Annotated in this window: 31 protein-coding genes and 1 riboswitch; of the genes, 16 read left to right on the top strand and 15 right to left on the bottom strand. The window is 73.5% G+C overall.

What is annotated here, in order from left to right; all coding sequences use genetic code 11:
• Together ACPPVO_RS20220 and ACPPVO_RS20215 are read left to right on the top strand one after the other, a co-directional pair.
• Positions 1-348, top strand: coding sequence for a hypothetical protein (locus tag ACPPVO_RS20220; RefSeq protein ID WP_426512753.1), 348 nt, complete (start codon positions 1-3; stop codon positions 346-348).
• A 4-nt stretch (positions 349-352) separates the two neighbouring features.
• Complete coding sequence (locus tag ACPPVO_RS20215) at positions 353-853, top strand: peptidoglycan-binding domain-containing protein (protein WP_426512752.1); 501 nt, start codon at positions 353-355, stop codon at positions 851-853.
• Positions 854-1,246: 393 nt separating this feature from the next.
• On the opposite strand, the gene ACPPVO_RS20210 is transcribed toward ACPPVO_RS20215, so the two are convergent.
• Positions 1,247-1,522 (bottom strand): GlsB/YeaQ/YmgE family stress response membrane protein, encoded by a 276-nt coding sequence (locus ACPPVO_RS20210; RefSeq protein WP_426512751.1) that lies wholly within the window; start codon positions 1,520-1,522, stop codon positions 1,247-1,249.
• Positions 1,519-2,454: a helix-turn-helix transcriptional regulator gene (locus tag ACPPVO_RS20205; RefSeq protein WP_426512750.1), complete on the bottom strand. Its 936-nt coding sequence runs from the start codon at positions 2,452-2,454 to the stop codon at positions 1,519-1,521. The genes ACPPVO_RS20210 and ACPPVO_RS20205 overlap by 4 nt, the downstream gene beginning before the upstream one ends.
• An 86-nt stretch (positions 2,455-2,540) precedes the next feature.
• Here ACPPVO_RS20205 and ACPPVO_RS20200 point away from each other — a divergent pair, with 86 nt between their 5' ends.
• A complete protein-coding gene (locus ACPPVO_RS20200) occupies positions 2,541-3,323 on the top strand; it encodes an SDR family NAD(P)-dependent oxidoreductase (RefSeq protein WP_426512749.1) in 783 nt (260 codons plus the stop codon).
• A gap of 191 nt (positions 3,324-3,514) precedes the next feature.
• Positions 3,515-4,264: a hypothetical protein gene (locus tag ACPPVO_RS20195; protein WP_426512748.1), complete on the top strand. Its 750-nt coding sequence runs from the start codon at positions 3,515-3,517 to the stop codon at positions 4,262-4,264.
• Between the two features lie 46 nt (positions 4,265-4,310).
• Here ACPPVO_RS20195 and ACPPVO_RS20190 read toward each other — a convergent pair whose 3' ends face one another.
• The 3 genes from ACPPVO_RS20190 to ACPPVO_RS20180 all read right to left on the bottom strand — a co-directional run bounded on the left by ACPPVO_RS20190 (position 4,311) and on the right by ACPPVO_RS20180 (position 5,709).
• A complete protein-coding gene (locus ACPPVO_RS20190; RefSeq protein ID WP_426512747.1) occupies positions 4,311-4,643 on the bottom strand; it encodes an ArsR/SmtB family transcription factor in 333 nt (110 codons plus the stop codon).
• Between the two features lie 82 nt (positions 4,644-4,725).
• Complete coding sequence (locus tag ACPPVO_RS20185; protein WP_426512746.1) at positions 4,726-4,905, bottom strand: hypothetical protein; 180 nt, start codon at positions 4,903-4,905, stop codon at positions 4,726-4,728.
• 96 nt (positions 4,906-5,001) lie between these two features.
• On the bottom strand, positions 5,002-5,709 hold the full coding sequence (locus tag ACPPVO_RS20180; protein WP_426512745.1) for an SDR family NAD(P)-dependent oxidoreductase: 708 nt from the start codon (positions 5,707-5,709) through the stop codon (positions 5,002-5,004).
• A 73-nt stretch (positions 5,710-5,782) separates the two neighbouring features.
• Here ACPPVO_RS20180 and ACPPVO_RS20175 point away from each other — a divergent pair, with 73 nt between their 5' ends.
• The 3 genes from ACPPVO_RS20175 (at position 5,783) to ACPPVO_RS20165 (ending at position 8,439) form a co-directional block, all read left to right on the top strand.
• The gene (locus ACPPVO_RS20175; RefSeq protein ID WP_426512744.1) at positions 5,783-6,610 is read left to right on the top strand and encodes a helix-turn-helix transcriptional regulator; all 828 of its coding nucleotides are present in this window, start codon (positions 5,783-5,785) and stop codon (positions 6,608-6,610) included.
• A complete protein-coding gene (locus ACPPVO_RS20170) occupies positions 6,600-6,818 on the top strand; it encodes a hypothetical protein (RefSeq protein ID WP_360383949.1) in 219 nt (72 codons plus the stop codon). The genes ACPPVO_RS20175 and ACPPVO_RS20170 overlap by 11 nt, the downstream gene beginning before the upstream one ends.
• 148 nt (positions 6,819-6,966) lie before the next feature.
• The gene (locus ACPPVO_RS20165) at positions 6,967-8,439 is read left to right on the top strand and encodes a DEAD/DEAH box helicase (RefSeq protein WP_426512743.1); all 1,473 of its coding nucleotides are present in this window, start codon (positions 6,967-6,969) and stop codon (positions 8,437-8,439) included.
• A 115-nt stretch (positions 8,440-8,554) separates the two neighbouring features.
• On the opposite strand, the gene ACPPVO_RS20160 is transcribed toward ACPPVO_RS20165, so the two are convergent.
• Together ACPPVO_RS20160 and ACPPVO_RS20155 are read right to left on the bottom strand one after the other, a co-directional pair.
• A complete protein-coding gene (locus tag ACPPVO_RS20160; protein WP_426512742.1) occupies positions 8,555-9,595 on the bottom strand; it encodes a fatty acid desaturase family protein in 1,041 nt (346 codons plus the stop codon).
• 81 nt (positions 9,596-9,676) lie between these two features.
• Positions 9,677-9,880 (bottom strand): cold-shock protein, encoded by a 204-nt coding sequence (locus ACPPVO_RS20155; RefSeq protein ID WP_426512741.1) that lies wholly within the window; start codon positions 9,878-9,880, stop codon positions 9,677-9,679.
• A 260-nt stretch (positions 9,881-10,140) separates the two neighbouring features.
• Between ACPPVO_RS20155 and ACPPVO_RS20150 the strand changes: the two genes are divergently transcribed.
• The 6 genes from ACPPVO_RS20150 to ACPPVO_RS20125 all read left to right on the top strand — a co-directional run bounded on the left by ACPPVO_RS20150 (position 10,141) and on the right by ACPPVO_RS20125 (position 15,892).
• Entirely contained in the window at positions 10,141-11,742 is a 1,602-nt protein-coding gene (locus ACPPVO_RS20150; RefSeq protein ID WP_426512740.1) for a Na+/H+ antiporter, read from the top strand.
• Positions 11,743-11,841: 99 nt separating this feature from the next.
• Positions 11,842-12,888 carry a sulfate ABC transporter substrate-binding protein gene (locus tag ACPPVO_RS20145; RefSeq protein ID WP_426512739.1) on the top strand — a complete coding sequence of 349 codons (1,047 nt, stop codon included), beginning with the start codon at positions 11,842-11,844 and terminating at the stop codon, positions 12,886-12,888.
• Complete coding sequence (cysT, locus tag ACPPVO_RS20140; protein WP_426512738.1) at positions 12,888-13,748, top strand: sulfate ABC transporter permease subunit CysT; 861 nt, start codon at positions 12,888-12,890, stop codon at positions 13,746-13,748. Before ACPPVO_RS20145 ends, cysT begins: the two co-directional genes overlap by 1 nt.
• A complete protein-coding gene (locus tag ACPPVO_RS20135; RefSeq protein ID WP_426512737.1) occupies positions 13,741-14,529 on the top strand; it encodes a sulfate ABC transporter permease subunit in 789 nt (262 codons plus the stop codon). The genes cysT and ACPPVO_RS20135 overlap by 8 nt, the downstream gene beginning before the upstream one ends.
• Positions 14,529-15,482, top strand: a complete 954-nt coding sequence (locus ACPPVO_RS20130; RefSeq protein WP_426512736.1) for a sulfate/molybdate ABC transporter ATP-binding protein — start codon at positions 14,529-14,531, stop codon at positions 15,480-15,482. The genes ACPPVO_RS20135 and ACPPVO_RS20130 overlap by 1 nt, the downstream gene beginning before the upstream one ends.
• Before the next feature lie 14 nt (positions 15,483-15,496).
• Positions 15,497-15,892 (top strand): RrF2 family transcriptional regulator, encoded by a 396-nt coding sequence (locus tag ACPPVO_RS20125; protein ID WP_360383971.1) that lies wholly within the window; start codon positions 15,497-15,499, stop codon positions 15,890-15,892.
• Between the two features lie 92 nt (positions 15,893-15,984).
• Here ACPPVO_RS20125 and ACPPVO_RS20120 read toward each other — a convergent pair whose 3' ends face one another.
• Positions 15,985-16,566: an N-acetyltransferase family protein gene (locus tag ACPPVO_RS20120; RefSeq protein WP_426512735.1), complete on the bottom strand. Its 582-nt coding sequence runs from the start codon at positions 16,564-16,566 to the stop codon at positions 15,985-15,987.
• 20 nt (positions 16,567-16,586) lie between these two features.
• A riboswitch (SAM riboswitch) is annotated at positions 16,587-16,702 on the bottom strand.
• Between the two features lie 90 nt (positions 16,703-16,792).
• Between ACPPVO_RS20120 and ACPPVO_RS20115 the strand changes: the two genes are divergently transcribed.
• On the top strand, positions 16,793-19,303 hold the full coding sequence (locus tag ACPPVO_RS20115) for an ABC transporter permease (RefSeq protein WP_426512734.1): 2,511 nt from the start codon (positions 16,793-16,795) through the stop codon (positions 19,301-19,303).
• A 5-nt stretch (positions 19,304-19,308) separates the two neighbouring features.
• Here ACPPVO_RS20115 and ACPPVO_RS20110 read toward each other — a convergent pair whose 3' ends face one another.
• From ACPPVO_RS20110 to ACPPVO_RS20090, 5 genes are read right to left on the bottom strand one after another with little or no spacing between them, the layout of a single operon-like run.
• Complete coding sequence (locus tag ACPPVO_RS20110; RefSeq protein WP_426512733.1) at positions 19,309-20,148, bottom strand: class I SAM-dependent methyltransferase; 840 nt, start codon at positions 20,146-20,148, stop codon at positions 19,309-19,311.
• Positions 20,149-20,183: 35 nt separating this feature from the next.
• A complete protein-coding gene (locus ACPPVO_RS20105) occupies positions 20,184-20,705 on the bottom strand; it encodes a hypothetical protein (protein WP_426512732.1) in 522 nt (173 codons plus the stop codon).
• Complete coding sequence (locus ACPPVO_RS20100; protein WP_426512731.1) at positions 20,702-21,409, bottom strand: methyltransferase family protein; 708 nt, start codon at positions 21,407-21,409, stop codon at positions 20,702-20,704. The genes ACPPVO_RS20105 and ACPPVO_RS20100 overlap by 4 nt, the downstream gene beginning before the upstream one ends.
• A 49-nt stretch (positions 21,410-21,458) precedes the next feature.
• Entirely contained in the window at positions 21,459-22,475 is a 1,017-nt protein-coding gene (locus ACPPVO_RS20095; protein WP_426512730.1) for an alpha/beta fold hydrolase, read from the bottom strand.
• Complete coding sequence (locus ACPPVO_RS20090) at positions 22,472-22,666, bottom strand: hypothetical protein (protein ID WP_426512729.1); 195 nt, start codon at positions 22,664-22,666, stop codon at positions 22,472-22,474. Before ACPPVO_RS20090 ends, ACPPVO_RS20095 begins: the two co-directional genes overlap by 4 nt.
• A 60-nt stretch (positions 22,667-22,726) precedes the next feature.
• Between ACPPVO_RS20090 and ACPPVO_RS20085 the strand changes: the two genes are divergently transcribed.
• Both ACPPVO_RS20085 and ACPPVO_RS20080 read left to right on the top strand, forming a co-directional pair.
• Positions 22,727-23,659: a Gfo/Idh/MocA family protein gene (locus ACPPVO_RS20085; protein WP_426512728.1), complete on the top strand. Its 933-nt coding sequence runs from the start codon at positions 22,727-22,729 to the stop codon at positions 23,657-23,659.
• Between the two features lie 37 nt (positions 23,660-23,696).
• Positions 23,697-24,467 (top strand): alpha/beta hydrolase family protein, encoded by a 771-nt coding sequence (locus tag ACPPVO_RS20080; protein WP_426512727.1) that lies wholly within the window; start codon positions 23,697-23,699, stop codon positions 24,465-24,467.
• 253 nt (positions 24,468-24,720) lie between these two features.
• Here ACPPVO_RS20080 and ACPPVO_RS20075 read toward each other — a convergent pair whose 3' ends face one another.
• Positions 24,721-25,668 (bottom strand): hypothetical protein, encoded by a 948-nt coding sequence (locus tag ACPPVO_RS20075; protein WP_426512726.1) that lies wholly within the window; start codon positions 25,666-25,668, stop codon positions 24,721-24,723.
• 114 nt (positions 25,669-25,782) lie between these two features.
• Positions 25,783-25,881: a hypothetical protein gene (locus ACPPVO_RS20070; RefSeq protein WP_426512725.1), complete on the bottom strand. Its 99-nt coding sequence runs from the start codon at positions 25,879-25,881 to the stop codon at positions 25,783-25,785.
• Positions 25,882-26,180 lie beyond the last annotated feature (299 nt).

Genomic DNA, 26,180 nt, shown 5'->3' with positions numbered 1-26,180 from the left:
ATGGAACTGAGCCGTCTCATCGACTTCGACCGCGTCGACGTCATCTCCCAGATGAGCTATCCGCCCCGGCCGGTGCTGGTCGTCGGCGGAGTGCTGCCCACGCCGGGCACCACGGTCACGTTGGTTCCCCTGATGTACATCAGCCGGCCGCAGTACTACGGCATCCAGGTCGTCGGCACGATCGAGAACATCGGCGCGCAGCCGATGCCGGTCGCCGAGCCCGCCGAGTACCACGTGCAGCTGGACCTGACGGGCATCACCGGCACCGAGGGGATCGAGGTGATCGGGGCTACACGCACCGAACGAGTGGCACTGCCGACGCCCGAGCCGACCGAAGAATCGAGCTGATCCCATGCCGAACCCGTCCATGCCCACCGTGCAGTACGGTGACAAGGGCGAGGCCGTGTCCCAGGCCCAGCGCGCCCTGCGCCGCACCCCGAACCTGACCCTCGAGGTCGACGGCGACTTCGGCTCCAAGACCGAGGCCGCCACCAAGGAGTTCCAGAAGCAGGCCGGCCTCCCGGTGACCGGCGTCGTCGACGAGGCGACCTGGCAGGCCCTGCCCACCGGCCTGCCGATGCCGACCCTGCGCAAGGGCGCGAAGGGCGACCTCGTGCGCAACCTGCAGACCATCCTCACCATGGGCGCGTTCGACCTGTGGAAAACCACCCCGCAGGGCATCGACGGCAACTTCGGCAGCAACACGGAGGCCTCGGTGCGCGCGTTCCAGGCCTGGGCCCGGATCGGCGTCGACGGCATCGTCGGGCCGGAGACCTGGAACACGCTGAGCGCCCTGGAGTTCGTGGTCGGCATCCAGCACACCGTCGGGGTCATGCCGGCAGCCGGGCCCTGAGACCCTCCGCCTGTACGCGCACCACGGCCCGATCCCGCCGGAGTTCCTCGGCCCGCTCACCCCGGCCCCGGTCCTGACCCACTTCGCCGAGTTCCTCCCGCCCGCCCGCGTGGCGTCCGTGGCCGACCAGGCCCTCCGGGAGTCCGGCAGGGCCGCGGCCGGCTGAACGCAGTGACGGCGCGGACCGCATCGTCCGCGCCGTCAGGCCGAGCTCGAGCCGCCGAGGCGACTAGGCCCTGTCCTGCCGATCATGCCGGCCTGCGCCGGGCCCAGATTCCCCCTGCGCGCACCCCGCGAAGGCCGGGTTACAACACCGGTAGCCAGGCCTCCGCGGGGCACACGCAGGCGAAATCTGGACCTCGTCTCGGCTCGGCATGACCGGCAGGACAGGACCTAGTTGCTGACGCCGCGGCGGCTGTAGAAGCCGGCCACCGCCCAGACGCCGAGCGCGGCGAGCACGACCTGGATGACGATCTCGAGCCAGTCCACGCCCGACGTGTCGGCCCAGCCCGCGGCGCGGGCGATCGCGGTGCCGATGAGGGCGGCCACGATACCGATGACGATGGTCAGCCAGATCGGGATGTTCTGCTTGCCGGGCACGACCAGGCGCCCGAGCGCGCCGATGATCAGGCCCACGATCAGTGCGGAGATGATGCCGCCGACGGTCATGTCGTACCTCCAAAGCTGCGGACCGTTCCGCTCACCACGGACGATTCCCGACGCGGCGCGCCAGCAAACACCGCCACCGAAGGGATCGGCTCGTCCGCCGCGCCGGCGCCGAGGACACTCAGCAGTGCCAGGGCCTCGGCGTCCCGGGACCCCGGCGGCGCACTGTAGAGCACCAGGTGCTGGTCGCGGTCCGTGAGCGTCAGCGCGTCGCAGTCGACGGTGATCTCCCCCACGACCGGGTGCCGGAACGTCTTGCGCAGCATCGGCTCGGCCTGCACGTCGTGGCGCGCCCAGAGCCGGGCGAACTCGGGGCTGCCGGCACGCAGGTCGGCGACGAGGGCGGTCACGGCGGGGTCGGACGGGTACCGGGCGAGGGTCGAGCGGAGCTCGGCGACGACGTGGCCGCGGAACTGGGTGGCGTCGGAGACCCCGTACAACGGCGTCCCGCCGGGCGCCGGCTCCAGGAACGCCCGGCGCGCGAGGTTGCGCTCCGGCGGGGCGAGCGCGGCGAAGTCCTCCATGAGCGCGGCCGCGAGGTCGTTCCAGGCCAGCACCTCGAAGGCGGCCGACGTCACGAACGCGGCCGTCTGCGGCAGCCGTTCCAGCAGCGCCAGGATGCTCGGGCGGACGTCGCGCCGGTGGCGTCCGGTGCGGCTCGGCGCCGTACCGGCGAGGACGTGGAGGTGATCCGACTCGGCCTCCGTGAGCCGTAGCGCGCCGGCTATCCCGGCGAGCACCTCGCCCGACGGGCGCGGGGCCCGGCCCTGCTCGAGCCGCACGTAGTACTCCGTGGAGATGTGCGCGAGGACCGCCACCTCCTCGCGGCGCAGGCCCGGCGTCCGGCGCCGCGGGCCTGACGGCAGGCCGGCCTCCTCCGGGCGGACCCGCTCGCGCCGGCTCCGGAGAAACGCGCCGAGCTCCTGTTTGTCCATACCTCGAGTGTGCCCGCCGCGCGGCGGTGGAGCCTGGTACCGCCTGTACCTGCCTCCGGCCGGCGAACCGCGCTGACATGGTCCTCATGCGCAACGACATCGACATCGCACCCATCGGCCTGCTCACCGGCAAGGTCGTGTTCATCACCGGCGCCAGCCGCGGCATCGGGGCGGCCGCGGCCCGGCTCTTCGCACGTGAAGGGGCCGCGGTCGTGCTCGCCGCCCGCGGTACCGACGCCCTCCAGCGGATCGCCGCCGAGATCCGCGCCGCCGGGGGCGTCGCGGATGCCGTGCCGCTGGACCTCGCGGACCGGGCGAGCATCCGCGCCGCCGTCGACCGCGTCGAGGAGCTGCACGGCCGGCTCGACGGGGCGTTCAACAACGGCGCGGCGATCCAGGCGCCCGGCCCGCTCGACACGACCAGCGACGAGGACGTCGAGCACCAGTTCGCGGTCAACTTCCGGGCCCACTGGACCGCGATGACGGCCGAGGCGGCGCTCATGCGGCGGGGCGCCGGCGGGGCCATCGTCAACACCTCGAGCATCGGCAGCCGCCGCGCGAACCCGGACCTTCCCGCGTACGGGGCGATGAAGCGCGCGCTCAACAGCATCACCGAGACCGCCGCCGTGACCTGGGGCAAGCACGGGGTCCGGGTGAACGGCATAACCCCCGGCGGCACCGCGACGGAGATGATCGACGCGTGGGAGGCGGCGTCCCCGGGCGTCGTCGCGCGGATCAACGCCAGCATCCCGCTCGGCCGGATGGCGGAGCCGCGCGAGGTCGCCGAGGTGGCCGCGTGGCTGCTCAGCGATCGGGCCTCGATGGTGAACGGGGCGATCGTGCCGGTGGACGGGGGCGCCGGCGCCTGACGGGAAGGGCGGCGGGACCGTCCCGTGCGGCGTCCCGGGGACACCGTTCCGCCGCAGGTCACGGCCGGGATGTCGTCCCAGCGTCCCAACTTCGGGGTGATCCGTTGTGCCCGTACCGGCGGTGCTGCCACGGTACTCACCGCGGTCGATGGAGGTCCCGTCGGCCACCGGAGTACACGAGGGGACTACGGGTGACACGAGAAGTATCCCGGCGGCGCTGGGCGCGCCGTGCCGTACCGCTGGCCGTGGGCGCGCTGCTCGCCGGCGTCGTGCCGAGCCTGGCGCCGGCGAGCTCGGCCTACGCCGACCCGGGCTGCGGCAGCCAGCCGGTGGCGAACAACGACGACGGCTACATCGTGCTCGGCGAGGCGGCCCCGCTGCACAAGGCGCCGTACAACGCGTGCGGCGTGTTCCAGACGGTCGCGGCCAACACCAAGATCTGGACCTGGTGCACGATCGAGAACGACTACGGCAACACGTGGATCTGGGGGCGCATCGACGGCACCCAGACCCAGGGCTGGATGTACATCGAGCACGCCAAGGAGGTCCAGGAGGTCCCCACCGTCGACGACGGCTGGTGCCCCGGTGAGGCCCCGGCGAACCCGGCCGCGATCGACGGGACCGACCGGATCGTCGAGCAGACGCCGCCCGTCGACGCCGACGACGCGCTGCCGCCCACCGTCTTCGACCCGGCGACCGACGTCGACGCCACGGTACCGCCGGTCGGCGGGGCCGAGAAGGGCACCGAGCCGGCCGCCGACTACGTGGCCCCGGAGGGTGTGGAGGACGTCCCCGCGGCGGCCGCGCTCGCCTCGTCCATGTACGGCAAGCCGATCAAGCGCGACAAGGTGATCGCGCGGGCCAAGAACTGGTACAGCCGTAACGCTCCGGCCTGCCGCACCCGGGCGCAGGCGTCCGAGAGCTCCAGGGGGCCCCGGTAGGCGTGGCGCAGCAGCTCCAGCTCGATCGGGTCCAGCATCGCCGCGCCTACTCGGCAACCGCCCGCAGCTCCACGAGCAGGCCGTCACGGTCCTTGAGCACGGAGCCGAGGATCCGTCGTCCGGCGGCGAGGAGGTCGGCGACGTGCGGGGTGCTCAGTTGGTACATCACCAGGGACCCGTCCCGGTAGGACGTCACGATCCCGGCGCGCCGGAGGACCGCCAGCTGCTGCGACAGGTTGGACGCCTCGATCTCGATCTCGGCGAGGAGGTCGCGCACCGGCCGCGGGCCGTTCTGCAGCAGTTCCAGCACGCGGATCCGCACCGGATGGCCGAGCGTGCGAAACATCTCCGCCTTCGCCTGATACAGCGGCACCGACATCGCTGGATCCACCTCCGCCCCGAATCCTTCGCCGCCAGGCTAGCAGTTGGTTGACGCAGGGCACCGTTTCCGGAAGGTGGCCTCAACCCTGCGTGCTGTAGCGGAGATTGGCCTCGGACCGGCCGTCCAGGAGGTCGAACATGAACGTGAGCTGGGACGAGCAGACCACGGTGCAGCCGCCCGGCACCGCGGCGGCGGCGGTGATGAGCAGCCGCGCGGTGAAGGCGTCGGCGAACCGCAAGCCCGCGGCGTCCACCGTCATCGGGCGCGGGCGTCGGCGGTGGTCAATTTCTGGATGTGCCCCTCGAACGGGTGATCCTCCCGATCGAGTCGGTTGGTCACCGCGGGTTCCGACGCCCTACCACGGGGCGAGGGTGCCGTCGTAGTGGTGGAACCCGCCCGTCGGGCCGTCGGCGGGGAGCAGGGCCAGCCGTACCGCCGCCTCGGCGGCCTCGGCCGGGTCGCCGTCCGCCGCCGCCGCGCGCGGGTTCAGGTCCGTGCGGCGCAGGCCCGGGGCCAGGGCGTTGACGCGGAAGTCGGGCAGGGCCTGGGCGTAGAACAGGGTCAGCGCGTTGAGGGCCGTCTTCGAGGAGCGGTACGCCGCGCCGCCGCCGCCGGTCTGGAACTGGCGGCCCTCGGCGCTCCAGGTCAGGGAGCCGGTACCGCTGGAGATGTTGACGATCCGCGGGTTCGGCGAGCGGCGCAGGGCCGGCAGGAAGGCGTTGGTGACCGCGAGGACCGCGAACAGGTTCGTCTCGTAGGTGCGGCGGAACGCGTCCAGGGTGGCGTCGGGCGGGGCGGCGCCGTCGACGATGATGCCCGCGTTGTTCACCAGGACGTCCAGGGAGGGCACCGCGGCCGCCGCGGCGTCGATGCTCGCCTGGTCGGTGACGTCGAGCTGGATCGCGCGGGCGCCGGAGCCGATCTCGGCCGCGGCGGCCGAGCCGTTGGCGAGGTTCCGGGAGCCGACGTACACCTGCAGGCCCGCCGCCGCCAGCTGCTGGGCGATGTGCCGGCCGATGCCCTTGTTGGCGCCGGTGACCAGGGCCGTGGAAAAGTTGCTCATGAGGTCAGCCTGGCGCCCGGCGAGCCGTGGTTCCAGGCACAACCGATGCCTGGCAAGACGGAGGTGCGGCCATATGGCACGGGTGGAGCTGGGCCGGTTCCTGCGCGACCGGCGCGAGGCGCTGCTACCCGGCGACGTCGGGCTCCCGGTCGGGGCCCGGCGGCGCACGCCGGGGCTGCGCCGGGAGGAGGTCGCGGGGCTGGCGAGCATGTCCGTGGAGTACTACGCCCGCCTCGAGCAGGCCCGCGGGCCCCAGCCGTCGCGGCGCATCCTCGATGCGCTCACCGCCGCGCTGCGCCTGGACCCGGCCGAGCGGCGGCACCTGTTCCGGCTGGCCGGGGCCGCGCCCGTCGCGCCGCCGGGGCCCGTCCGGCACGTGCGGCCCTACGTCGCGGGGCTGCTGCACCGGGTGGACGCGGCGGCGGTGGTCACCTCCGCGGCGTACGACATCGTCGCCTGGAACCCCCTGGCCGAGGCGCTGCTGTCGAATCTGGGCACCGAGCCCAACCTGGCCCGCCGGCACTTCCTCGGCCGGACTCCCGGCACGGAGGAGTTCGGACACATCGTGGTCGCCCGGCTACGGGCCGCAGCCGACCGGTACCCGCACGACGAGCGCCTCGCCGCGCTGCTGACCGAGCTGCGGGGCAGCGCGGAGTTCCGGCACGTGTGGGGGCTCAACCCGGTTCGCGCCGCGGGGCACCGATCGAAGACGCTGACGCACCCGCGCCTGGGGCCCCTGCGCGTGGACTGCGACGTCCTGGAGGTCCCCGACGACGACCAGCAGGTCGTCTTTATCACCGCCGACCCCGGCTCGGCGTCGGCCCGGGCGCTGGACGAGCTGGCCGGACGCCGTCTTTCCTCGCCCGGTCCTGGTGCTATACGGTCGCGGTGTGAGAATTGAACGCCACTGGTGGAACGGCGACAACAGCCTGCGCGGGCGTCGGGACGTGTACATCCGCACCGATGGCGAGTCATGGGAGGTCGAGGCCCGCGTCGGCGGCGGGGCCGGCCGGTCGAAGGTTCATCAGTGCCCGGGCCAGCAGTCGGCCGAGATCCTGGCCGGGGCGTGGCGGGCGAGTGGGAGCCGGTGGCAGGTCGTGACTCCCTGATCACCACCTGGCTTCGGGTAGATCTTCGGGTAGACTAGTATCTCGGCCGCCCCCAATGGCGGCCGAGTTCGATGTCCCACCGCCACGCGCCGCGGCCGCGACGGTCAGCGCCGGGCTGGGATATCCCCCTTCGACGTTCGGAGCCTCCATGGCGGCACGCCGCCCGCACAACACCACCACAGACACCACAGACACCACCTTCGCCGGTCTCGGCGTGCCCGCCGCGCTCACGCGCGTGCTGGCCGCGAGCGGCGTCGACCGGCCGTTCCCGATCCAGGCCGCCACGCTGCCCGACGCGCTCGCCGGGCGGGACGTGCTCGGCCGGGGCCGCACCGGCTCGGGCAAGACCTACGCCTTCGTCCTGGCGGTGCTCACGCGCCTGGCCGCCGATCCGACGCCCCGGCGGGCCGGTCGGCCCCGGGCGCTGATCCTGGCGCCGACCCGCGAGCTGGCCACCCAGATCCACGAGGTGATGGCGCCACTGGCCCAGGCGCTGCAGCTGCGCACGACGACCGTCTTCGGCGGCGTCGCCGCCCGTCCCCAGATCAACGCGCTGCGTGCCGGGGTCGACGTCCTCGTGGCGTGCCCGGGCCGGCTCGCCGACCACGTCGACGCCGGTCACGCACGCCTGGACGCCATCGAGATCACGGTGCTCGACGAGGCCGACCACATGGCCGACCTGGGCTTCCTGCCGACGGTACGGCGGCTGCTCGACCTGACCCCGCGCACCGGCCAGCGCCTGCTGTTCTCGGCCACGCTCGACGCCGGCGTCGACGTGCTGGTGCGGCGGTACCTCACCGACCCGGTCGTGCACAGCGTCGACACGGCGCTCTCCCCGGTCTCGGCGATGACCCACCACGTGCTGCACGTGCAGGCCGAGGACCGGTTCGCCGTCCTGGTCGAGCTGACCGCCGCGCCGGGCCGGACCGTCGTGTTCACGCGCACCAAGCGCGGCGCGAAGGCGCTCACCCGCCGGCTCGTCACGGCCGGCGTGTCCGCCGTGGAGCTGCACGGCAACCTGGCCCAGGCCGCCCGCACCCGCAACCTGCGGGCGTTCTCGGACGGGGCGGTGGGCACGCTCGTGGCCACCGACATCGCCGCCCGGGGCATCGACGTCGAGGACGTCGCCCTGGTCGTGCACGCGGACCCGCCGTCGGAGCACAAGGCGTACCTGCACCGCTCGGGCCGCACCGCCCGGGCCGGCGCGGCCGGGACGGTCGTCACGCTCATGACCGGCGGGCAGGCGTCCGAGGTCCAGGATCTGACCCGCAAGGCCGGCATCACCGCGACCACGACCCGGCTCCGCCCGGGCGACGCGCTGCTGCGCACCCTCGCCCCGGGCGAGCGGACGCTGGTCCCGCAGCCGGCCCTGCCGGAGCCGGAGCAGCGCCCCCGCCGGCAGGCGGCGGCCAAGCGGCCCAACACCGACAAGCAGCGCTCCGCGCCCACCCGGGCCGGCGCCGAGAAGCGGTCGAACACCGACAAGCGGACCAGCACCGACAAGCCGCGCTCCAGCGGCGAGAAGCGGACGAGCGTCGACCAGCGGGCCGCCCCGGCCCGCGGCAGCGCGGCCAGCTTCTCCAGCCGGGCCCGGCCGGGCGCCCGCCGCGGCGGCCGCTGACCCCGAACGATCAGGCGGCCGGCTCAGCCCGGCCGCCCACGAAAAGCCCACAAAAAAGGCGGCCGGGTGCAAAGCCCCGGCCGCCGACAACGCGTGCATTCCCGATGAGCCTGAGTCAGGCCCCCGCCGCCTGCGGCGTGCGCCCGACCGCGTGCAGGTGTCGCAGCGCCTGCGCGTAGGACGTCAGCAGGCCGGTCTGGCAGTAGGTCAGGTCGTGGGCGCGGCAGAACTGCCGGACCACTTCCTGGGCGCGGCGCAGGTTCGGCCGCGGCATGCTCGGGAACAGATGGTGCTCGATCTGGTAGTTCAGGCCGCCGAGCATGAAGTCGGTGAGCCAATGGCCGCGGACGTTGCGCGAGGTGAGCACCTGGCGGCGCAGGTAGTCGGTGCGGTCGTCCGGGTCCAGGATCGCCATGCCCTTGTGGTTGGGGGCGAAGGAGCAGCCGAGGTACAGCCCGAACAGCCCCTGATGCGCCAGCACGAAGACCAGCGCCTGCAGCGGCGAGAGCACCAGGAACACCGTCGTGAGGTAGCCGACGACGTGGACGCCGAACAGCGCGGTCTCCCACGCGGAGCGGCCGGTGGCGCGCTTGGCGAGGGCCCGGACGCTGGACAGGTGCAGGCTGATCGCCTCGAGCAGCAGCATCGGGAAGAACAGGTAGGCCTGGCGGCGGTAGATCGCCGCGGCGATCCGGCCCCGGCCGCTGGCCTGGGCGGCCGTGAACGCCAGGGCCCCGATGTCGATGTCGGGGTCCTTGCCCTCCTCGTTGGGGTGGGCGTGGTGCCGGTTGTGCTTGTCGACCCACCAGCCGTAGCTCAGGCCGATGGCGAGGTTGGCGTGCAGCACGCCCACGACGTAGTTGGCCCGGTGGGAGCGGAACATCTGGCGGTGCCCGGCGTCATGGCCGAGGAACCCGAGCTGGGTGAAGACAAACGCCAGGAAGGCGGCCGTCGCCAGCTGCCACCAGGACCGGCCGATCAGCACGAAGGCGACCCAGCCGCCGAGGAACAGTGCGGTGGTGACGGCGATCTTCCACCGGTAATAGGTGGACCGTCGCTCGAGGAGCCCGGCGGCCTTGACGAGACGGAGCAGATGCGCGTATTGACTGCCGGATCCGGGCCGGACCGCGGGCAGCGTCGGCTGCGGTGATGTCATGGTTCGGCCTCCTGGCTGGCGCATGGATGCAAACCCGGCCGGCCGGTGGTCCACCGGCCGGCCGGGTTTACGCTTCGAAGCTCAGAGGGCGCGGATGTTGGCCGCCTGCGGCCCCTTCTGGCCCTGGGTGATCTCGAACTCCACCCGCTGGTTCTCCTCGAGGCTACGGAAGCCGCCCGTCGAGATCGCGGAGTAGTGGGCGAACACGTCCGCGCCGCCACCATCCGGGGCGATGAAGCCGAAGCCCTTTTCCGAGTTGAACCACTTCACGGTGCCGACCGTCATGTCCTGCTCCTTAGCAAGGCAGTCGGAGGTCACACTGTGTGACCTCCCCGCGTCGCCGCTTTGATGACCTTGCTCCGGGAACCCGGCAATACTGAACTGCGCCCGTAGGTGTGATACCCACGGGCGCGGCAACGTATGTGGAAATCAAGACTGCAACAGTCTTAACCGTAGCACGTACGGGGCCCCTGGGCTGGGTTGTCGGCCCCGGGCATACCCGTGAGTGGGCGCGGGGCACCTGGGCCCGGCCTAAGGTCGACAGGGTGAGTCCCGAGACCTTGCTGCTGCTCGCCCTGGGCGCCCTCGCCGTCGTGGCCGCGGCGCGGTGGCTCGGCGAGCGGACCGCGCTGCCGGCCGCCGCCCTCCTGCCGGTCCTCGGCATCCTCTACGCGGTGCTGCCCGGCCCGAACATCGAGCTGGACCCGCACATCGTGCTCACGTTCATCCTGCCACCGCTGCTGTACTCGGCGGCGCTGGACTCGTCACTGCTGGCGATCCGGGCCAACCTGCGCATCGTCATCGGCCTGTCGGTGCTGCTCGTGCTGGCCACGGCGCTGCTCATCGGGGCCGGGTTCGCCCTGTTCGTCACCGGGGCCACCCTCGCCGCCGGGGTGGCCGTCGGCGCCGCGGTCGCCCCGCCGGACCCGGTCGCGGCGCTGGCCGTCGGGCGCAAGGTCGGGCTGCCGCCGCGGCTGATCACCATCATCCAGGGCGAGGGGCTGCTCAACGACGCGACCGCGCTGACCATCCTCAACGTGGCGGTGGCCGCGGCCGTCGGCGGGCACTTCTCGTTCCCGGTCGCCGCCGGGCGGTTCCTGCTCGCGGCGGCCGGAGGCACCGCGGTCGGCGTCGCTGTCGCGTTCGCGATGCGGATGCTGCGCCCGATCGCCAAGGACGCGCTGCTGGCCAACGCGGTGTCGCTGGCCACACCGTTCGTCGCGTACCTCGCGGGCGAGCGGCTGCACGTGTCGGGGGTGCTCGCCGTGGTGGTCGCGGGGCTGATCGTCGGGCACGACACGCCGCGCTCGGGCACCGGCGCGGGCCGGCTGCAGACCAGCGCGGTCTGGCGGCTCGTGGACTTCCTGCTGGAGGGGCTGGTCTTCCTGCTGATCGGCCAGCAGCTGCCGGCGGTGCTGCGCGGGCTCAAGCAGTACGACGGCAGCACCATCGCGATCGCGCTGGTCGTGTCGCTGGCGGGCACGCTGCTGCTCCGGCCGGTGTGGCTGGTCCTGACGCAGGCCGCGCACCTGCTGCTGCGCCGCGAGGACGAGGGTCTCGCCGGGCGCGAGATCGTGGCCCTGAGCTGGTCCGGGACCCGGGGTGTGATCAGCCTCGCGGCGGCGTTCACGATCCCGCTGACCACTGACGCGGGCGAGGGTTTCCCGGACCGGGACCTGCTGCTGTTCTGCACGTTCGTGGTGGTGCTCGTCACGCTCGTCGGGCAGGGGCTGACCTTCGCGCCGCTGGTGCGGCTGCTCGGGCTGCGGCCGAACGCGGTCGACGAGGCCCGGGAGCGCAACGAGGCCCGGGCGGCGGCGGCGCACGCGGCGCTGGACCGCCTCGACGACCTCGACGAGGACGAGCCGGCCGAGCAGCGCGAGATCGAGGCGCTGCGGCGCAAGTTCAGGGAGCAGCTGCGGCGGTACGAGCACCGCCTGGACGTGCTGCAGAACGCCGACTCCGACGAGCTGCCGGTCTCCGAGCGCTACGAGGCCGCCCTGCGCATCCGGCGGCTGGCGATCGAGGCGCAGCGGGAGGAGATCCTGCGCCGCCGGGATGCGGGCGGCCTCTCCGACGAGGCGCTGCGCCGGCTCGAGCGCGAGCTCGACCTGGAGGAACGGGTCCTGCCCGACCGTCCGAACTAATCCCATCTGATGACTGGGATTGACGAACCACGCCCATCTTTACTACATTACCTACTCACTAAGTAGGCAACCTAGACTTTAGACTTCGAGGATGGCTCCGTGAAGCTGCGTACCCGCGTGCTCGCTGTCAGTACAGCGTTCCTCCTCTCCGGGACCGCGCTGAGCGCCTGCGCCGGCACCGCCGACAACTCCACGTCCGCCGACAGCGGGGGCGCCGTGACGCTCGCGCTCGTCGCGTACTCCACCCCGCAGGCCGCGTACGAGCAGCTCATCGCCGCGTACCAGAAGACCGACGCGGGGAAGAACATCAAGTTCACCCAGTCCTACGGCGCCTCCGGCGACCAGAGCCGGGCGGTGGCCAGCGGCCTGAAGGCGGACATCGTCGCCTTCTCGCTGGAGCCGGACATCACCCGCCTGGTCACCGCCAAGCTCGTCGACGCGAGCTGGAACAGCGACCAGTACAAGGGCATGATCACCGACTCCGTCGCGGTCATCGGCACCCGCAAGGGCAACCCGAAGAACCTCAAGACGTGGGACGACATCGCCAAGCCGGGCGTGCAGGTGCTCACGCCGAATCCGTTCACCTCCGGCGGCGCGAAGTGGAACATCCTGGCCGGCTACGGCGCCAAGTCGAGCAAGGGCAAGAACGCGGCGGCCGGGGCGACCTACCTCGACGCGCTGTTCAAGAACGTCCCGGTGCAGGACAACAGCGGCCGCGCCTCGCTGCAGACGTTCACCAGCGGCAAGGGTGACGCGTTCATCTCCTACGAGAACGAGGCCCTCTTCGCCCAGAAGAACGGCCAGGCCGTCGACTACACCGTGCCCGACGACACGATCCTGATCGAGAACCCGATCGCGGCGACCACCAACAGCGCCCACCCGGCCGAGGCCAAGGCGTTCGTCGAGTGGCTGCACACGTCGGCCGCGCAGAAGATCTACGCCGAGAACGGCTACCGCCCGGTCGTCAAGGACGCCGGCGGCCCGTCGTTCCCGACCCCGTCCGGCCTGTTCACCATCGGCGACCTCGGCGGCTGGTCGAAGGTGAACAAGGAGCTGTTCGACCCGGGCACGAGCGTCATGGCCTCCATCGAGCAGAAGCTGGGCATCTCCACCTCGGCCGCCCCGAGCCCGGCGGCGTCCAAGTAATGACCGCCACGGCCGTTCAGAAGCCCACCGGGTCCGGCACCGCGCCGGGCCCGGCCGGGCCGCGTGCGCACCGGCGCCGGCCGCCGGTCGGCACCGCCCTCAGCCTCGGCACGGCGGTGCTGTACCTCAGCCTCATCGTGCTCATCCCGCTCGCCGCCGTCGTGTGGCGCTCGACGGACGGCGGCTGGGACACGTTCTGGCGGGCCGTGCGCACCCCGGATGCGTGGGCCGCCCTCGAGCTCACCGTCGGCGCCTCGCTCGTCGTCGCGCTGATCAACGTCGTCATGGGCACCGTCATCGCCTGGGTGCTCGAGCGCGACAAGTTCCCGGGCAAGAGCGTCGTCGACACGCTCATCGACCTGCCCTTCGCGCTGCCGACAATCGTCGCGGGCCTGGTCCTGCTGGCGCTGTACGGCACCAACAGCCCGCTGCACATCAACATCGCCTACACCAGGTTCAGCGTCGGGGTGGCCCTGCTGTTCGTGACGCTGCCGTTCGTGGTGCGCACCGTGCAGCCGGTGCTGCGCGAGCTCGACCGGGACATGGAACAGGCGGCGTACTCGCTGGGGGCCTCCCCCGCCACCACGTTCCGCCGGATCATCCTGCCCAACCTCGCCCCCGCCATGATCTCGGGCGCGGGCCTGGCCTTCACCCGGGCCATCGCCGAGTACGGCTCGACGAACCTGCTCACCGGCAGCATCCCGTTCGAGACCCAGGTGTCGGCGGTGAACATCTTCGGCCGCATCGAGAGCGACGACACCACCTCCGCGGCCGCGATCTCGACCGTGCTGCTCGTGGTCGCGTTCGTGGTGCTGATCGGCCTCGACCTCTTCCAGCGCTGGAGTGCCCGCCGTGGCTAAGTACCCGTTGCGCATCCTCGCCCTGGTGTACCTGCTCTTCCTGCTGGTGCTGCCGGTCGGGCTGGTCATCTGGCGCACCTTCGAGCACGGCCTGCGGCCCGTCCTCGACACGCTGACGTCGGAGAACGCGACCCACGCCTTCGCCGTCACGCTGTCGGTGGCGATCTGGTCCGTGCTGGCCAACACGCTGTTCGGCATCGTCGCCGCGCTGCTGCTCGTGCGGCACCGGTTCCCCGGCAAGCGGCTGCTGAGCGCGCTCATCGACCTGCCCCTGGCCGTGTCGCCGGTGGTCGTCGGCCTCGCGCTGATCCTGGTGTACGGCAAGTTCGCCCCGGCCGGCGGCTGGCTGGAGCGCAACGGCCTGCAGATCATCTTCTCGCTGCCCGGCATGGTCCTCGCGACCGTCTTCGTCTCCCTGCCCCTCGTCGTGCGCGCGATCGTGCCCGTGCTGGAGGAGATGGGCGACGAGCAGGAGCAGGCGGCGCACACCCTCGGCGCGTCGCGCTGGCAGACGTTCCTGCGCATCACGGTGCCGGGCATCCGCGGCGCGCTCGGCTACGGCATCGTGCTCTGCCTGGCCCGGGCCCTGGGCGAGTACGGCGCGGTCGCCGTCGTCTCCGGCCGGCTCGTCGGGCAGACGCAGACCGCGACGCTGTTCGTCGAGGAGCGGTACCAGAACTACGACCAGACCGCGGCGTTCACCACCGCGACCGCCCTGGCCATCATCGCCATCGCGATCCTGCTCATCACCAAGCTCCTGCGGCCGAAAGAGAACGCCTGATGGCCATCGAAGTCCGCGACGTGAACAAGTCGTTCGGCAAGACCCCGGTCCTGCGCGACATCTCCGTCGACATCGCCTCCGGCTCCCTGACCGCGCTGCTCGGCCCGAGCGGCGGCGGCAAGTCGACCCTGTTGCGCGTCATCGCCGGCCTGGAGCGCCCCGACACGGGCTCGGTGCTCATCAACGCGGTCGACGCGACCGGCCTGACCCCGCAGCGGCGCAACGTCGGCTTCGTGTTCCAGCACTATGCCGCGTTCAAGCACATGACGGTGTACCGCAACGTCGCCTTCGGCCTCGAGGTCCGCCGCCGCCCGAAGGCCGACATCCGCAAGCGCGTCATGGAGCTGCTCGAGCTCGTCCACCTCGACCAGTTCGCCGACCGCTACCCGGCCCAGCTCTCCGGCGGCCAGCGCCAGCGCATGGCCCTCGCCCGCGCCCTCGCGCCCGAGCCGGAGGTGCTGCTGCTCGACGAGCCGTTCGGCGCCCTCGACGCCCAGGTTCGCAAGGAGCTGCGCACCTGGCTGCGCCGCCTGCACGACGAGGTCCACGTCACCACCGTCTTCGTCACCCACGACCAGGAGGAGGCGATGGACGTGTCCGACTCGATCGTCGTCCTCGCCGACGGCGTCGTGCAGCAGGTCGGCACCCCGGGCGAGATCTACGAGAACCCGGCCAACCCGTTCGTGATGAGCTTCCTCGGCCCCGTCACGCACCTCGACGGCAAGCTGGTCCGCCCGCACGACGTGGCGCTGTCCCGCGACCCCGGCGGTACCGCGGCCACCGTCACCCGCGTGGTCTCGCTCGGCTTCGAGGTCCGCATCGAGGCCCGGGCCGGCGACCGCGACGTGTGGGCCCAGCTGACCCGCGCCGGCGCGAAGGCGATCGACGTCAAACCCGGCGACACCGTGTACTTCAGCCCATCCGCCGAGGCCCGGACCTTGGCCGCCGTGTGACGTCGTCCGTTCGCATGCTGCCCAAACGCATCGAGTACTCGATCCGGGCCCTGGTCGCCCTGGCCGGCGCCGCCCCGCAGACGGTGAAGGCCCAGGACGTCGCCGACGCCCAGGACATCCCGCCCGGCTACCTCTACGACCTGCTGGCCGACCTGCGCCGCGCGGACCTGGTGCAGGTCCAGCGCGGCACGGGCGGCGGCTACGCGCTGGCGCACCCGGCCGCGACCCTGACCCTCGGCGAGATCGTCCGCCGGCTGGACGGGCCCGGCCAGGACCCCCCGGCGGGCCATGACCTGCCGCCGGACCGCGCGATCGAGCGCCTGCACCACCTGTGGGACCGCGCGAACCGCGTGCGGCTGGACTACCTCGACGCGGTCACCCTGGCCGACCTCATCAACACGTCGGCGTAGATTCCGGGGCATGGCCACGCTGACGCCGGTGCGCGATCAGCCGTACGGGCTGCGGCAGGGGCGCATCGCCGACCCGTTCGGGCACCACTGGCTCATCGGGCGCCCGCTCGACGATCCGAGCGGCGACTGAGCCCGGTGACCGGGTCCAGCAGCGCCGACGCGTCGGGCCAGGCCAGGCGGAGCTTCACCGGGTTGCCGTTGAGCCGGGCCGGGTCGCCGCCGGGCGCGGACACCGGCGCCTCCTCGACGCAGCGCGCCCCGCACGCGGAGTAGAACGCCCGGGCCGCGGTGTTCTGCCGCAGCACCCACAGGTACACGCCGCCGCTCTTGACCGCCCGGGCGCCGCGGGCCAGCAGCTGCGAGCCGATCCCGCCGCGGCGGGCCTCGTGCGCGACGTGCAGGTTGTCCACGAGGCTGCCCCACCGCGGATGGTCGCCGAGCACGACGTGCACGAAGCCGACGAGCCGCCCGTCGCGCTCGGCGAGCACCGTCGCCGTCCCGGCGGGCGCGGCGAGCCTCGCCGACCACACGGTCCGCCGGTCGGCGACCACGTCACCGTCGAGGAACGCGTCGGAGTAGGCGCCGCGGTAGTGCCGGCGCCAGCTGTCGGCGTGCAGCTCGGCGACGCGGCCGGCGTCGCGCACGTCGGCGGACCGGAACTGGACAGCAATCATGGGTCGGACACCCCTCGAACCGTCGCGGCTTGCCCGGCACGGGATGCGCCGAGCCCGGTCCTCACCCGGGGCACCCCGCCCGCGAACGGAGGGTTGCCGGCCAGCAAGCCGGGGCTGAACGCTGACACTCATGACCGTCGCCGGGAACCTATCACCCGTTCCCCGGTCCGGGCTCGGGGGTTTCCCCGGTGCCGGGACCCGATCACCGCGGACAGGATGATCGGCGATGGTACGCACCGCTCTCAAGGGCCTGCTGACCCGCCGGCGCCGGCTCACGCTGTCCGGCGTGGCCGTGGTGCTCGGCGTCATGTTCGTGTCCGGCGCGCTCGTGCTCACCGACACCCTCGGGCACTCCTACGAGGAACGCTCCGTGCGCGCGTACGCCCGCACCGACGTCTCGGTCGCGCCGCCGGCCGGCTCGGTCGCGCTCGACGCCGCGATGGTCGACCGGCTCGCGGCGGTGCCCGGCGTGGCGAGCGCGACGGGTGTCGTGTCCGCCGACGGCGCCCGCCTGATCGGCGCGGACGGCAAGGTCGTCGCCTCGCCCGACCGGCCCCGGCTCGGGGTGAACTGGTCCTTCCAGGCCGGGCTGGCCGCCCTGCGCTCCGGGCGCGGGCCGGGCGCGGACGATGAGATCGCCGTCGACGCGGACCTCGCCCGGCGGGCCGGGGTCGGGGTCGGCGACCGGGTCGGCGTCCTGACCCTCCAGCCCCGCCGCACGTTCACCGTGGTCGGCGTCTTCGAGCCGGTCACGGGGCAGCCGACGGTCGCCTTCACCGACGCCGCCGCGCAGCGGCTGATGCTCGGCGAGCCCGGCGCGTTCTCGTCGGTCTCGCTCACCGCCGCCGCCGGCGTGCCGCCCGACGTGCTGCGCGACCGGGTCGCGGCCGTCCTCGGCCCCGGCTACCCGGTCCGGACGGGCCGTCAGCTCGGCCGTGTGGCCGCCGCCGCGTTCGCGTCGTCGCTCGGCCTGTACAACGACATCCTGCTGGGCTTCGCCGGGGTGGCGCTGTTCGTCGGCTCGTTCCTGATCCTCAACACGTTCGCGATCCTCGTGGCCCAGCGCACCCGGGAGCTGGCCCTGCTGCGCTCGCTCGGCGCGAGCCGGGGCCAGATCGTCGGTTCGGTGCTGGCCGAGGCCGGCGTCGTCGGGCTCGTCAGCTCGGCCGTGGGGCTCGGCGCCGGGATCGCGGCCGGCGCTCTGCTGGCGTTCGGCGCCGTTCACTTCCGCGGTACCGCCGGCTCGGGCCTCGACGTGACCGGCGTGGCGGTGCCGGCCGACGCCGTGGTCGCCGCGTTCGGCGTGGGCCTCACCGTCACCGTCGTCGCCGCCCTGATCCCGGCGCTGCGCGCGACCCGGGTACCGCCCCTGGCCGTGCTGCGTGAGGTGGCCGTACCCGACCGGCCGCTGACCCGGCTGAGCGTCGCCGGCGCGGTGGTGCTGACCGCCGGCACGGCGCTGCTCGGCCTCGGCCTCGCCGGCCGCGCCGGTGACGGGCCGGCCGCCGCCATCGTCGGCGGGGTGCTGCTGGCCTTCGCCGGCGCGGCCCTGCTGACGCCGATCGCGGCCCGGCCGGTCATCGGGCTGCTGCGGCGCGGCTTCGCCCGGTCGGTCCCGGCCCGCCTGGGGCTGCTCAACGCCGGGCGCAACCCGCGCCGCACCGCGATCACGGCCGCGGCGCTCATGGTCGCGGTCGCGCTCGTCAGCGGCGTCTCGACGGTCTTCGCCTCGGCGATGAGCAGCGTCGGGTACCTCGTCGACGACCAGGTCAAGGCCGAGTTCGTCGTCGCCGGGGACACCAACGGCAGCGGCCGGGCGGGCTTCGACCCGGCGGTGCTGGCCCAGGCCGCGCGGCTGCCCCAGGTGCGGGCGGTCACCGGCCTGTACGAGGGGACGGCGCTGATCGGCGGGCAGCCCGCGTACGTCGAGGCGGTCACCGACCTGCCCGCGCTGCGCGACATGCTCAGCCTCACCCCGGCCGCGGGCACCATCGGCCCGCTCGGCGACGACCAGGTCATCGTGGACGAGCGCAACGTCACCGCGGCCGGCCCGCACGTCGGCGACCGGATCACCGTCCGGCTGCCCCGCGGCCCCGAACGGCGGTTCACGCTGGCCGGGATCTACGCCGACACCGACCTGCTCAACGGCTGGCTGCTGCCCGCCGCGGCCGGCGCGCAGCTGCGCAACCCGCTGCCCGGCAAGGCCTTCGTCGACCTGCGCCCGGGCGCCGACGTCGCCGCGGCGAAGGCCGCCCTGACCGGCCTGCTGGCGTCGAGCCCGGAGATCGGCGTCGCCGACCGCCACGAGTACGTCGGGCAGCGCAACGCGAAGGCGGGCCGCCTGCTCACGCTGACCCAGATCCTGCTCGCCCTGGCCGTCCTCATCGCGGTGCTGGGCATCGTGAACACCGTCGCCCTGTCGGTGCTGGAGCGCACGCGGGAGCTCGGGCTGCTCCGGGCGATCGGCCTGCACCGCGCCCAGACCACCCGGATGATCTCCATCGAGGCGATGGCGATCTCCGTCTTCGGCGCCGTGCTGGGCGTCGCCGTCGGCGCGGGCCTCGGCGCGGCCATGGTGCGGGCCCTGCGGCAGCAGGGCGTCACCGCGCTGACGCTGCCGTGGGGGCAGATGGCGGCCTTCCTGGGGCTGGCGGTGGCGGCGGGCGTGCTCGGCTCGATCCCGCCCGCGATCCGGGCGGCCCGGATGCACGTGCTGCGCGCGATCGCGGTTGAGTGAGCCGGCTACGGCCTGGTCGCGTACGCCCCGACGAACGCCGGGGTCCACAGCACGGCGCCGCGGGCGACGGCGTCGGCGCGGAGGCGGTCGGCCAGGGTGTCGAGGTCGAGCCGCTCCGGGTCGGCGACGTCCAGCTTGGCCATCATCGGGGCGAGGCCGCGCGTGATGCCGGCGAGCCACGCGTACCCGCCGTAGTGCTCGCCGCCGCCCACGAGGGCCTCGTGCAGCATGGCCGGCTCCGGCAGGCCCGCGGCGACGTACGCGGCGAAGAGCTGCGGGCCCATGCGCGTCTGCATGCCGGCGCGGCGGAACGTCTCGATCGCGAGGTGGCCGATGTCGTTCCAGAGCAGGTCCGCCGGCAGCGAGCGGGCCGGGATGTCCGGGTCGAGGTCGATCTCCTGGAAGGCGATCACGCCGCCCGGGCGGACGCGCTCGGCGACGTGGCGCAGGGCCTCGGCGGGGTCGGCGCGGTACATGAGCACGAGCCGGCCGACGGCGGCGTCGAAGGGGCCGTCGAGCTCGGCGCCGCGCACGTCACCCTCGACGAAACGGACGTTGGCCAGCCCCAGCGACTCGGCGCGGCCGCAGGCGACCCGCAGGACGGCGGGGTCGACGTCCACGCCGACCACCTCGCCCTCTGGGCCCACGAGCTCCGCGGCGAGCAGCGCCACGTCGCCGCTGCCGCTGCCGACGTCGAGCACCCGCATGCCGGGGGCGAGCCCGGCCGCGCGGAAGAGGCGTTCGGTGGTGCCGTGCAGGAAGACCGCCTGCCGGCCGAGGCGCGCGTACTCCTCCTGAGTCCGCGCCAATGCGTACGCCGGGTCGCCATCGGTTGCATGCACCATCGCCCCAGCCTCCTCTCTGCGATCCTGCGGCGCTGTCAGCTAACTGCGATGAGCACGAGCGCCGCGGCCACCGGCGCCGTCGCCAGCAGGATGTTGCCGACCCGCGGCCGGCGCAGCACCGGGCCGCCCGGGCCGGGCCCGGCCGGGGTCCGCTCGACCAGCTCGACGACCGGGCGCATCCGGGCGTCCGCGGTACCCGGCCGGATCGAGCTGACGGACAGCATCGCCGGCTCCCAGACGCGCACGCTGATCTTCCGGCCGTCGTCGAGGACCATCCGCAGCGACAGGTACTCGGCCGTGGCGAACCCGGTGATCCGGGACCGCGGCACCTCGTACCGCACGAACGTGTTGCCCACCACCACCCGTGCCGGGTCGACGGTGAAGGTCACGGCCGGCCCGTCGAGGTAGGCGAAGACGACCACCAGGGCCGCCGCGCAGCCGAGCAGGCCGACGGGCAGCCACGGCGACGGCTGGTTCGCGGCGACGGCGATGGGGAAGATCAGGATGACGCCGCCGCCCACGAGGAACGGCAGCAGATCCATCCGGCGGATCGTCATGGACCGATGATGGCACCATCGCGCGAGGTCACCTCCGGAACCCGGCCCGCGTAGCGCTCGTACTCGCGGCCGTACCGGGCGCGCAGGTCCCGCTCCTCGAAGCGGATGCCGACCGCGATGTACCCGCTGGAGGCGACGGCGAAGACGAGGTGCCCGGCGCTCATGTGCGGCGTGGCCCAGAACGTGATGAACAGGCCCAGCATCATCGGGTGGCGGACCAGCGCGTACAGGCCGCGGCCCGTGAACGGCGGCTCGCGGTAGGCGCGCCGGCGAAGGTACACATAAGCCTGCTTCAAACCCAGGAAGTCGGCGTGGTCGACCGCGAACGTGGCCCAGACGACGAGTATCCACGCCGCTGCGAACAGGGCCCAGATCGCGGCCGACCACGGCCCGCCCACCCGCCAGATCGTCGCGGGCGCCGGCTGCCACCAGCCGAACACCGCGAACAGCATCAACCCGGCGGCCAGGACGTAGGTGCTGCGCTCGACCGGCGCCGGGATGAGCCGCTTGAACCAGGCGCGGGCCATGACCGTGTGCTGGACGGCGAACGCGAGCAGCAGCGCCCCGTCGATCGCGAGGGCGGCGCCGGCCGGTCGGGTGGCGGGCCCGTCCATGCCGCCCGCGAGGAACACGACGGCCCAGGCGGAGCTGAGCAGGAAGCCGGCGTACGCGATGACGGCGTATCCGGCGATGACGAGGCGCATGCCCCCGATCGTGCCCGGGCCGCCCGCCCGGAACAGGCGGGGAAATACCTCAGTTCGCGGCCCACCAGGCGGCGATCTGCGCCCGCGACCGGAAGCCCATCCGCGCCCGGATCCGCTCGACGTGGGCCTCGGCCGAGCGTTCGGTGATGCCGAGGCGCTCGCCGATCTCCCGGTTCGTGGACCCCGCGGCGATGAGCGCGGCCACCTCCCGCTGCCGCGCGGTGAGCGTCGGCCCGGCGCCCCGGTGCCGCCCCGGCAGCCCCAGGAACTGGCGGATCAGGCTGGTCACCGGCCGGGTGTCACCGATGTACGGCAGGTGCGAGCGCCCCGCGACCGCCTCGAACCGCGCGTGCGCGATACCGCCGGCGAGCCGCCGCCCCTGCTCGACGGGCGCGGCCCGGTCCCGGAGCCGGTGCACGACGAGCGCCGGCGCGCCGATGCGCGGGAGAAGATCCAGAACGTCGATGCGGTACGCGAGCCCGAGCATCGCGTGCGCCGTGTCCGCGTCGGCGGCCTCGCGCTGGTAGCGGGCGAACGCGGCCCGGGTCACGGCGTCGGCGTCGGGCGCGAAGACGTCGGTGAGCAGGTCGGAGCCGAGCCCCCAGTGCTGGCGGACTAGGCCGAGCACGTGCCCCCGGATCTCGGGCGAGGCGATGTCGGCACCGCGGGCCCAGCCGCCGTACAGCACGAGCCGCCGCACCGAGCCGGGCTCCAGCGCGGCCCAGGCGGCCGCGACGGGCGCGCCGAGCGAGATGCCCATCAGATCGAACCGCTCGACCCCGGCGGCGGCGACGACCGCGCGGAGGGCGTCGAGCTCGTGCTCCAGGGTGTACTCCCCCGCGCCCTCCCGCGGCGGGGAGAGCCCGGTGCCGGGCTTGTCGTACCGGATGAGCTTCCGGCCGTCGGCGAGCGCCTCGTAGAAGGCCCGCTCGGCGGGGAGCGCCCAGCCGCGCTCCAGGTGGCCGAGCCAGCCGGAGACGTACACCAGCGGCGGCCCGGACCCGGTCACCGCGTAGGCGACCTGCCCCCCGGCGGCCGGGGCCGCCATCGCGATCCGCTGGCTCATCCCGGCATTGTGCCCTTTTTCCGGCGCTTGGCGATGAGATCCGCGATCGCGTTGTACAGGCGGCCCACCCAGGACGGGTCGCCGCCGCCCTGCAGCGACTGGACGCCGAGGAACTGCGCGTTCGGGTCGGCACCGCTGCGCTCGTAGTCGGCGTTGGACTGGCCCGGCAGGCGTTTCGGCTGCGCGCTCATCCCCCCATGATGGACGGCACAACGACTCTCGTCGAACTTTTGCCCGAGTACAGTTCGATCATGAGGCTGGGAATCGTCGGGGCGGGCGAGGTGGCGTGGCGCCATGCGGCGGCCGCGGCCGGGGTGGACGGGCTCACGCTCACCGTCGTGGCCGACCGGGACCCGGACCGGGCCGCGCGGCTGGCCGGGCGGTACGCGGCCCGCGCCGTGACCGCGTTCGACGACGTGCTCGCCGCCGCGGATCTGGTCGTGCTCGCGGTACCGCACGCCGACCACGAGGCGCTGACGGTCCGCGCCGCCGCGGCCGGGCGGCAGGTGCTGGTCGAGAAGCCGATGGCGGTCACGGCCGCGGCGTGCGACCGAATGATCGCGGCGGCCGGGGAGCGCCTGCGGGTCGGGCAGCAGGGGCGGTTCTTCGCGCAGGTGCGGGCCGCCCGCGAGGAGCTCGACAACCTCGGGATGCCGCTGTTGTACCTCGAACGCCGCTCCACCGACTACGCCCGCGCCGACCGCCCGGCCTGGTTCGCGGACCCCGCCCGGGCCGGCGGCGGGATCGCGATGCTCGTCGGCGTGCACAGCATCGACCGGGCGAGCTGGCTGCTCGGCGGCCGGCCGCACGCGGTCGCCGGGACGGTCGCGACCCCGTCCGGCTGGACGGTCGAGACGAGCGCGGCCGCCACCGTGTACCTCGACAACGGCCGCCGCGCCCACCTCACGCTCGTGGACTCGCCCGCGTTCTTCCACGAGACCACGATCGTCTGCGAGCGCGGCACCCTGACCATCGACCCCGGCGGCGTGAGCGTCGGCGCCCGCCGGGTGCTGGACGTCGACGGCGACGCGGAGTACACCGCATCCTTCCGCCGCCAGTACGAGGCCATCCTGCGCGGCGACCCGACGGCGACCCCGCAGGAGGGCCGGCACGCGGTCGCGGCGGTCGAGGCGTGGTACCGCTCCGCCGCCGGCACCGGCGAACCGGAGACGGTCAGGCTCTAGGCGAAACCGCGGCGCCTTCTCAGCGGTCCTACACGGTATGCGACTCGTGACCGCACTGTGCGGCGTGCTGCTCCTCGCCGCCTGCGCCGCCCCCGCGCCCGCGCCCGCCGGACCGCCCGCCTCCGCCGCGCCGACCCCGCGTTCGCCGGCCCCGACCCCCGGCCTGTGCGGCGACCCCGGGCTCGACGACAAACAGGTGGCCTTCCCCAGCGGCCACGGCACGTTCCTGGCCGGGTACCTGCTCGGCACCGGCGACGTGACGCTCGTGCTCGCCCCGCAGGCCAGCGCCACCGGCTGCTCCTGGCTGGCGTGGGCGAAGGGCAAGGCGGCGGCCGGGTACCGCGTGCTCGCCTTCGACTTCAACGGCGAGGGCCGCTCGCCCCGCGCCGACACCGGCCACGGCTCCGACGACGTCACCGCCGCCGTGGCCTTCGCCCGCACCGCCGGCAGCGGCCGCGTGGTCCTGGCCGGCGCCTCCCGCGGCGCGACGGCGACCCTGATCGCCGCGGCCCGCCTCGACCCGCCGCCGGCCGCCGTGATCAGCCTGTCGGGCCCGGGCGACTACGCGGGCGAGAGCGCGCGGGCGGCGGTACCGAAGCTGACCGCCCCGGTCCTGTACGTGGCGGCCACGGGCGACAGCGCGTTCGCGACGGCGGCCCGGTCCATGTACGACGCCACCCCGGGCGAGCGCCGCAAGCTCGTCCTGGTCCCGGGCAGCCTGCACGGCACGGGCCTGCTCACCATCACCGCCGAGGGCACGGCCGAGGCGACGCGGGCCGTCGACGACTTCCTGCGCACCATCGCCTGACCCCCTTAGGGAAGCCCCTTGACCCCGAATGACCTCCGACGTCCGGAAGCTGCCGGCCGGGTTCGGGCGGCTGTGGACGGCGCAGACGGTGTCCTCGCTCGGCGACGGGGTGACGCATGCCGCGCTGCCGCTGCTGGCGTTGACGTTGACGTTGACCCGGGACCCGATGGCGCTGGCCGTCGTCACGGCCGCCGGGACGCTGCCCTGGCTGCCGCGACTTTGCACGGTTGCGATCGCGGCTGTGCGCGCGATATCAGGTCAGCGCTATCGCCGGGCGGACGCGCATCGTGCCGAAGCCGTCGTCGGCCGCGACCTGCGCCGCGTAGTCTGCGTCGCGGTACGCGGTGGCGATCGTGAGCCAGGACAGGAAGCTGCCGACGCCGCCGCACACGGCACTGCCTCCGTCGCCGCCGCACACGATGTCGCGGCTCGCGGTGCGTTCCTCGCAGTAGGGGTCCTGGCCGATGTGGAGGCCGAACCGGTTGGGCCCGCGATGCGGCCCCGTCTTCGCCGTCCACGGGTCGCTGTCCGGGCTGGCGTCGCCCCACCGGAACAGCGTCGTCGCGCCGGCGCCGCAGGCATGTTCCCATTCGTCCGGCGACAGCAGCCGCTGCCCGAGCGCGGCCAGCCGGGCCACTTCCCCGTCGTAGGAGGGCTTGCCGAGCAGCCAGGCGGCCTCGACCGTCCAGTCCGGCCGGATGATCGCCCGGGCGGCGCCCGACCACTCGATCTGCCGCGGCACGGACGGCAGCCCCGGGCCGGGGAGGCGCCGGGTCTTCTCGACGCGCCGCACCACCTCGGGATGGTCGGGCGGCACGGCCACAAGGCCCGCCTCGACGGCCTCCACGGCCACGAGCAGCGGTGGCACCACGACGGTCCGCGCGGGTGAGGTGACCGAGTCGGTGAACTGCCGGATGTCGCCCTCGATGCCGTACTCCTCCGCGGTGTCCGCGAAGCTCGCCTCCTGCTCCGGCGTCGGCTCGAACCGGCCGCCGTCGAACCCGACCGTCACCGCGCCGCCGGGCACGAACGCGAACTGCTCGTCGCCCACCGCGAACAGCGCGACGGGCCCGCGCCGCCCGGCGTACTCATGCGGCCGGACCTCGGTCAGCTCGGACCCGGACCGCTCGGCGATCGACCGCGCCACCGAGGGGGCGGCGTCGGTATCGAGGCTGAACCACTGCGCGGCGTCGACGATCACCGCCGCAGCCTAGCGGCCGTTGGAGGGCGTCGCGGGCGGCGGCCGGGTCTAAGCCTGTTTGGTAAGGCGTTGGATCGTCGGCCTGAGTGGCTCCGCCGGGGCCGGTGGAGCCACTCAGCCTGAGGAGCCGGCCCGGATCAGGCCCGTCTCGTACGCGTACACGCGGTCGCGCAGGTTGAGCTTCATGAGCACGCGGCCCACGTGGGTCTTCACGGTCGCCTCGCGCAGGGTGAGCTCGGCGGCGATCTCCGCGTTCGAGCGGCGGCGGGCGGCAGCGATACCGCATCACCGGAACGACGCACCGTCACCGAGAGGCCGGTGTCGTGCATCTGCGCGACCAGGTCGTCCAGGAGGTCCAGGCCGACCGGCGGGCCGGTGGCGCCATCCCCGCGCAGCCGGCCCAGGCCCGTCACCCGGATCGAAGCGCGGGTATGCGTTCTTGCCATCGGACGACCGGTCCCTTACCGTGAACTGGCCAGTTAACACTGAATGGTTAACATCATGGGGAAGCG

It is taken from the genome of Dactylosporangium sp. McL0621, assembly GCF_049995355.1.
GTDB lineage: Bacteria > Actinomycetota > Actinomycetes > Mycobacteriales > Micromonosporaceae > Dactylosporangium.
This window is presented reverse-complemented; position numbering and strand designations above follow the sequence as displayed.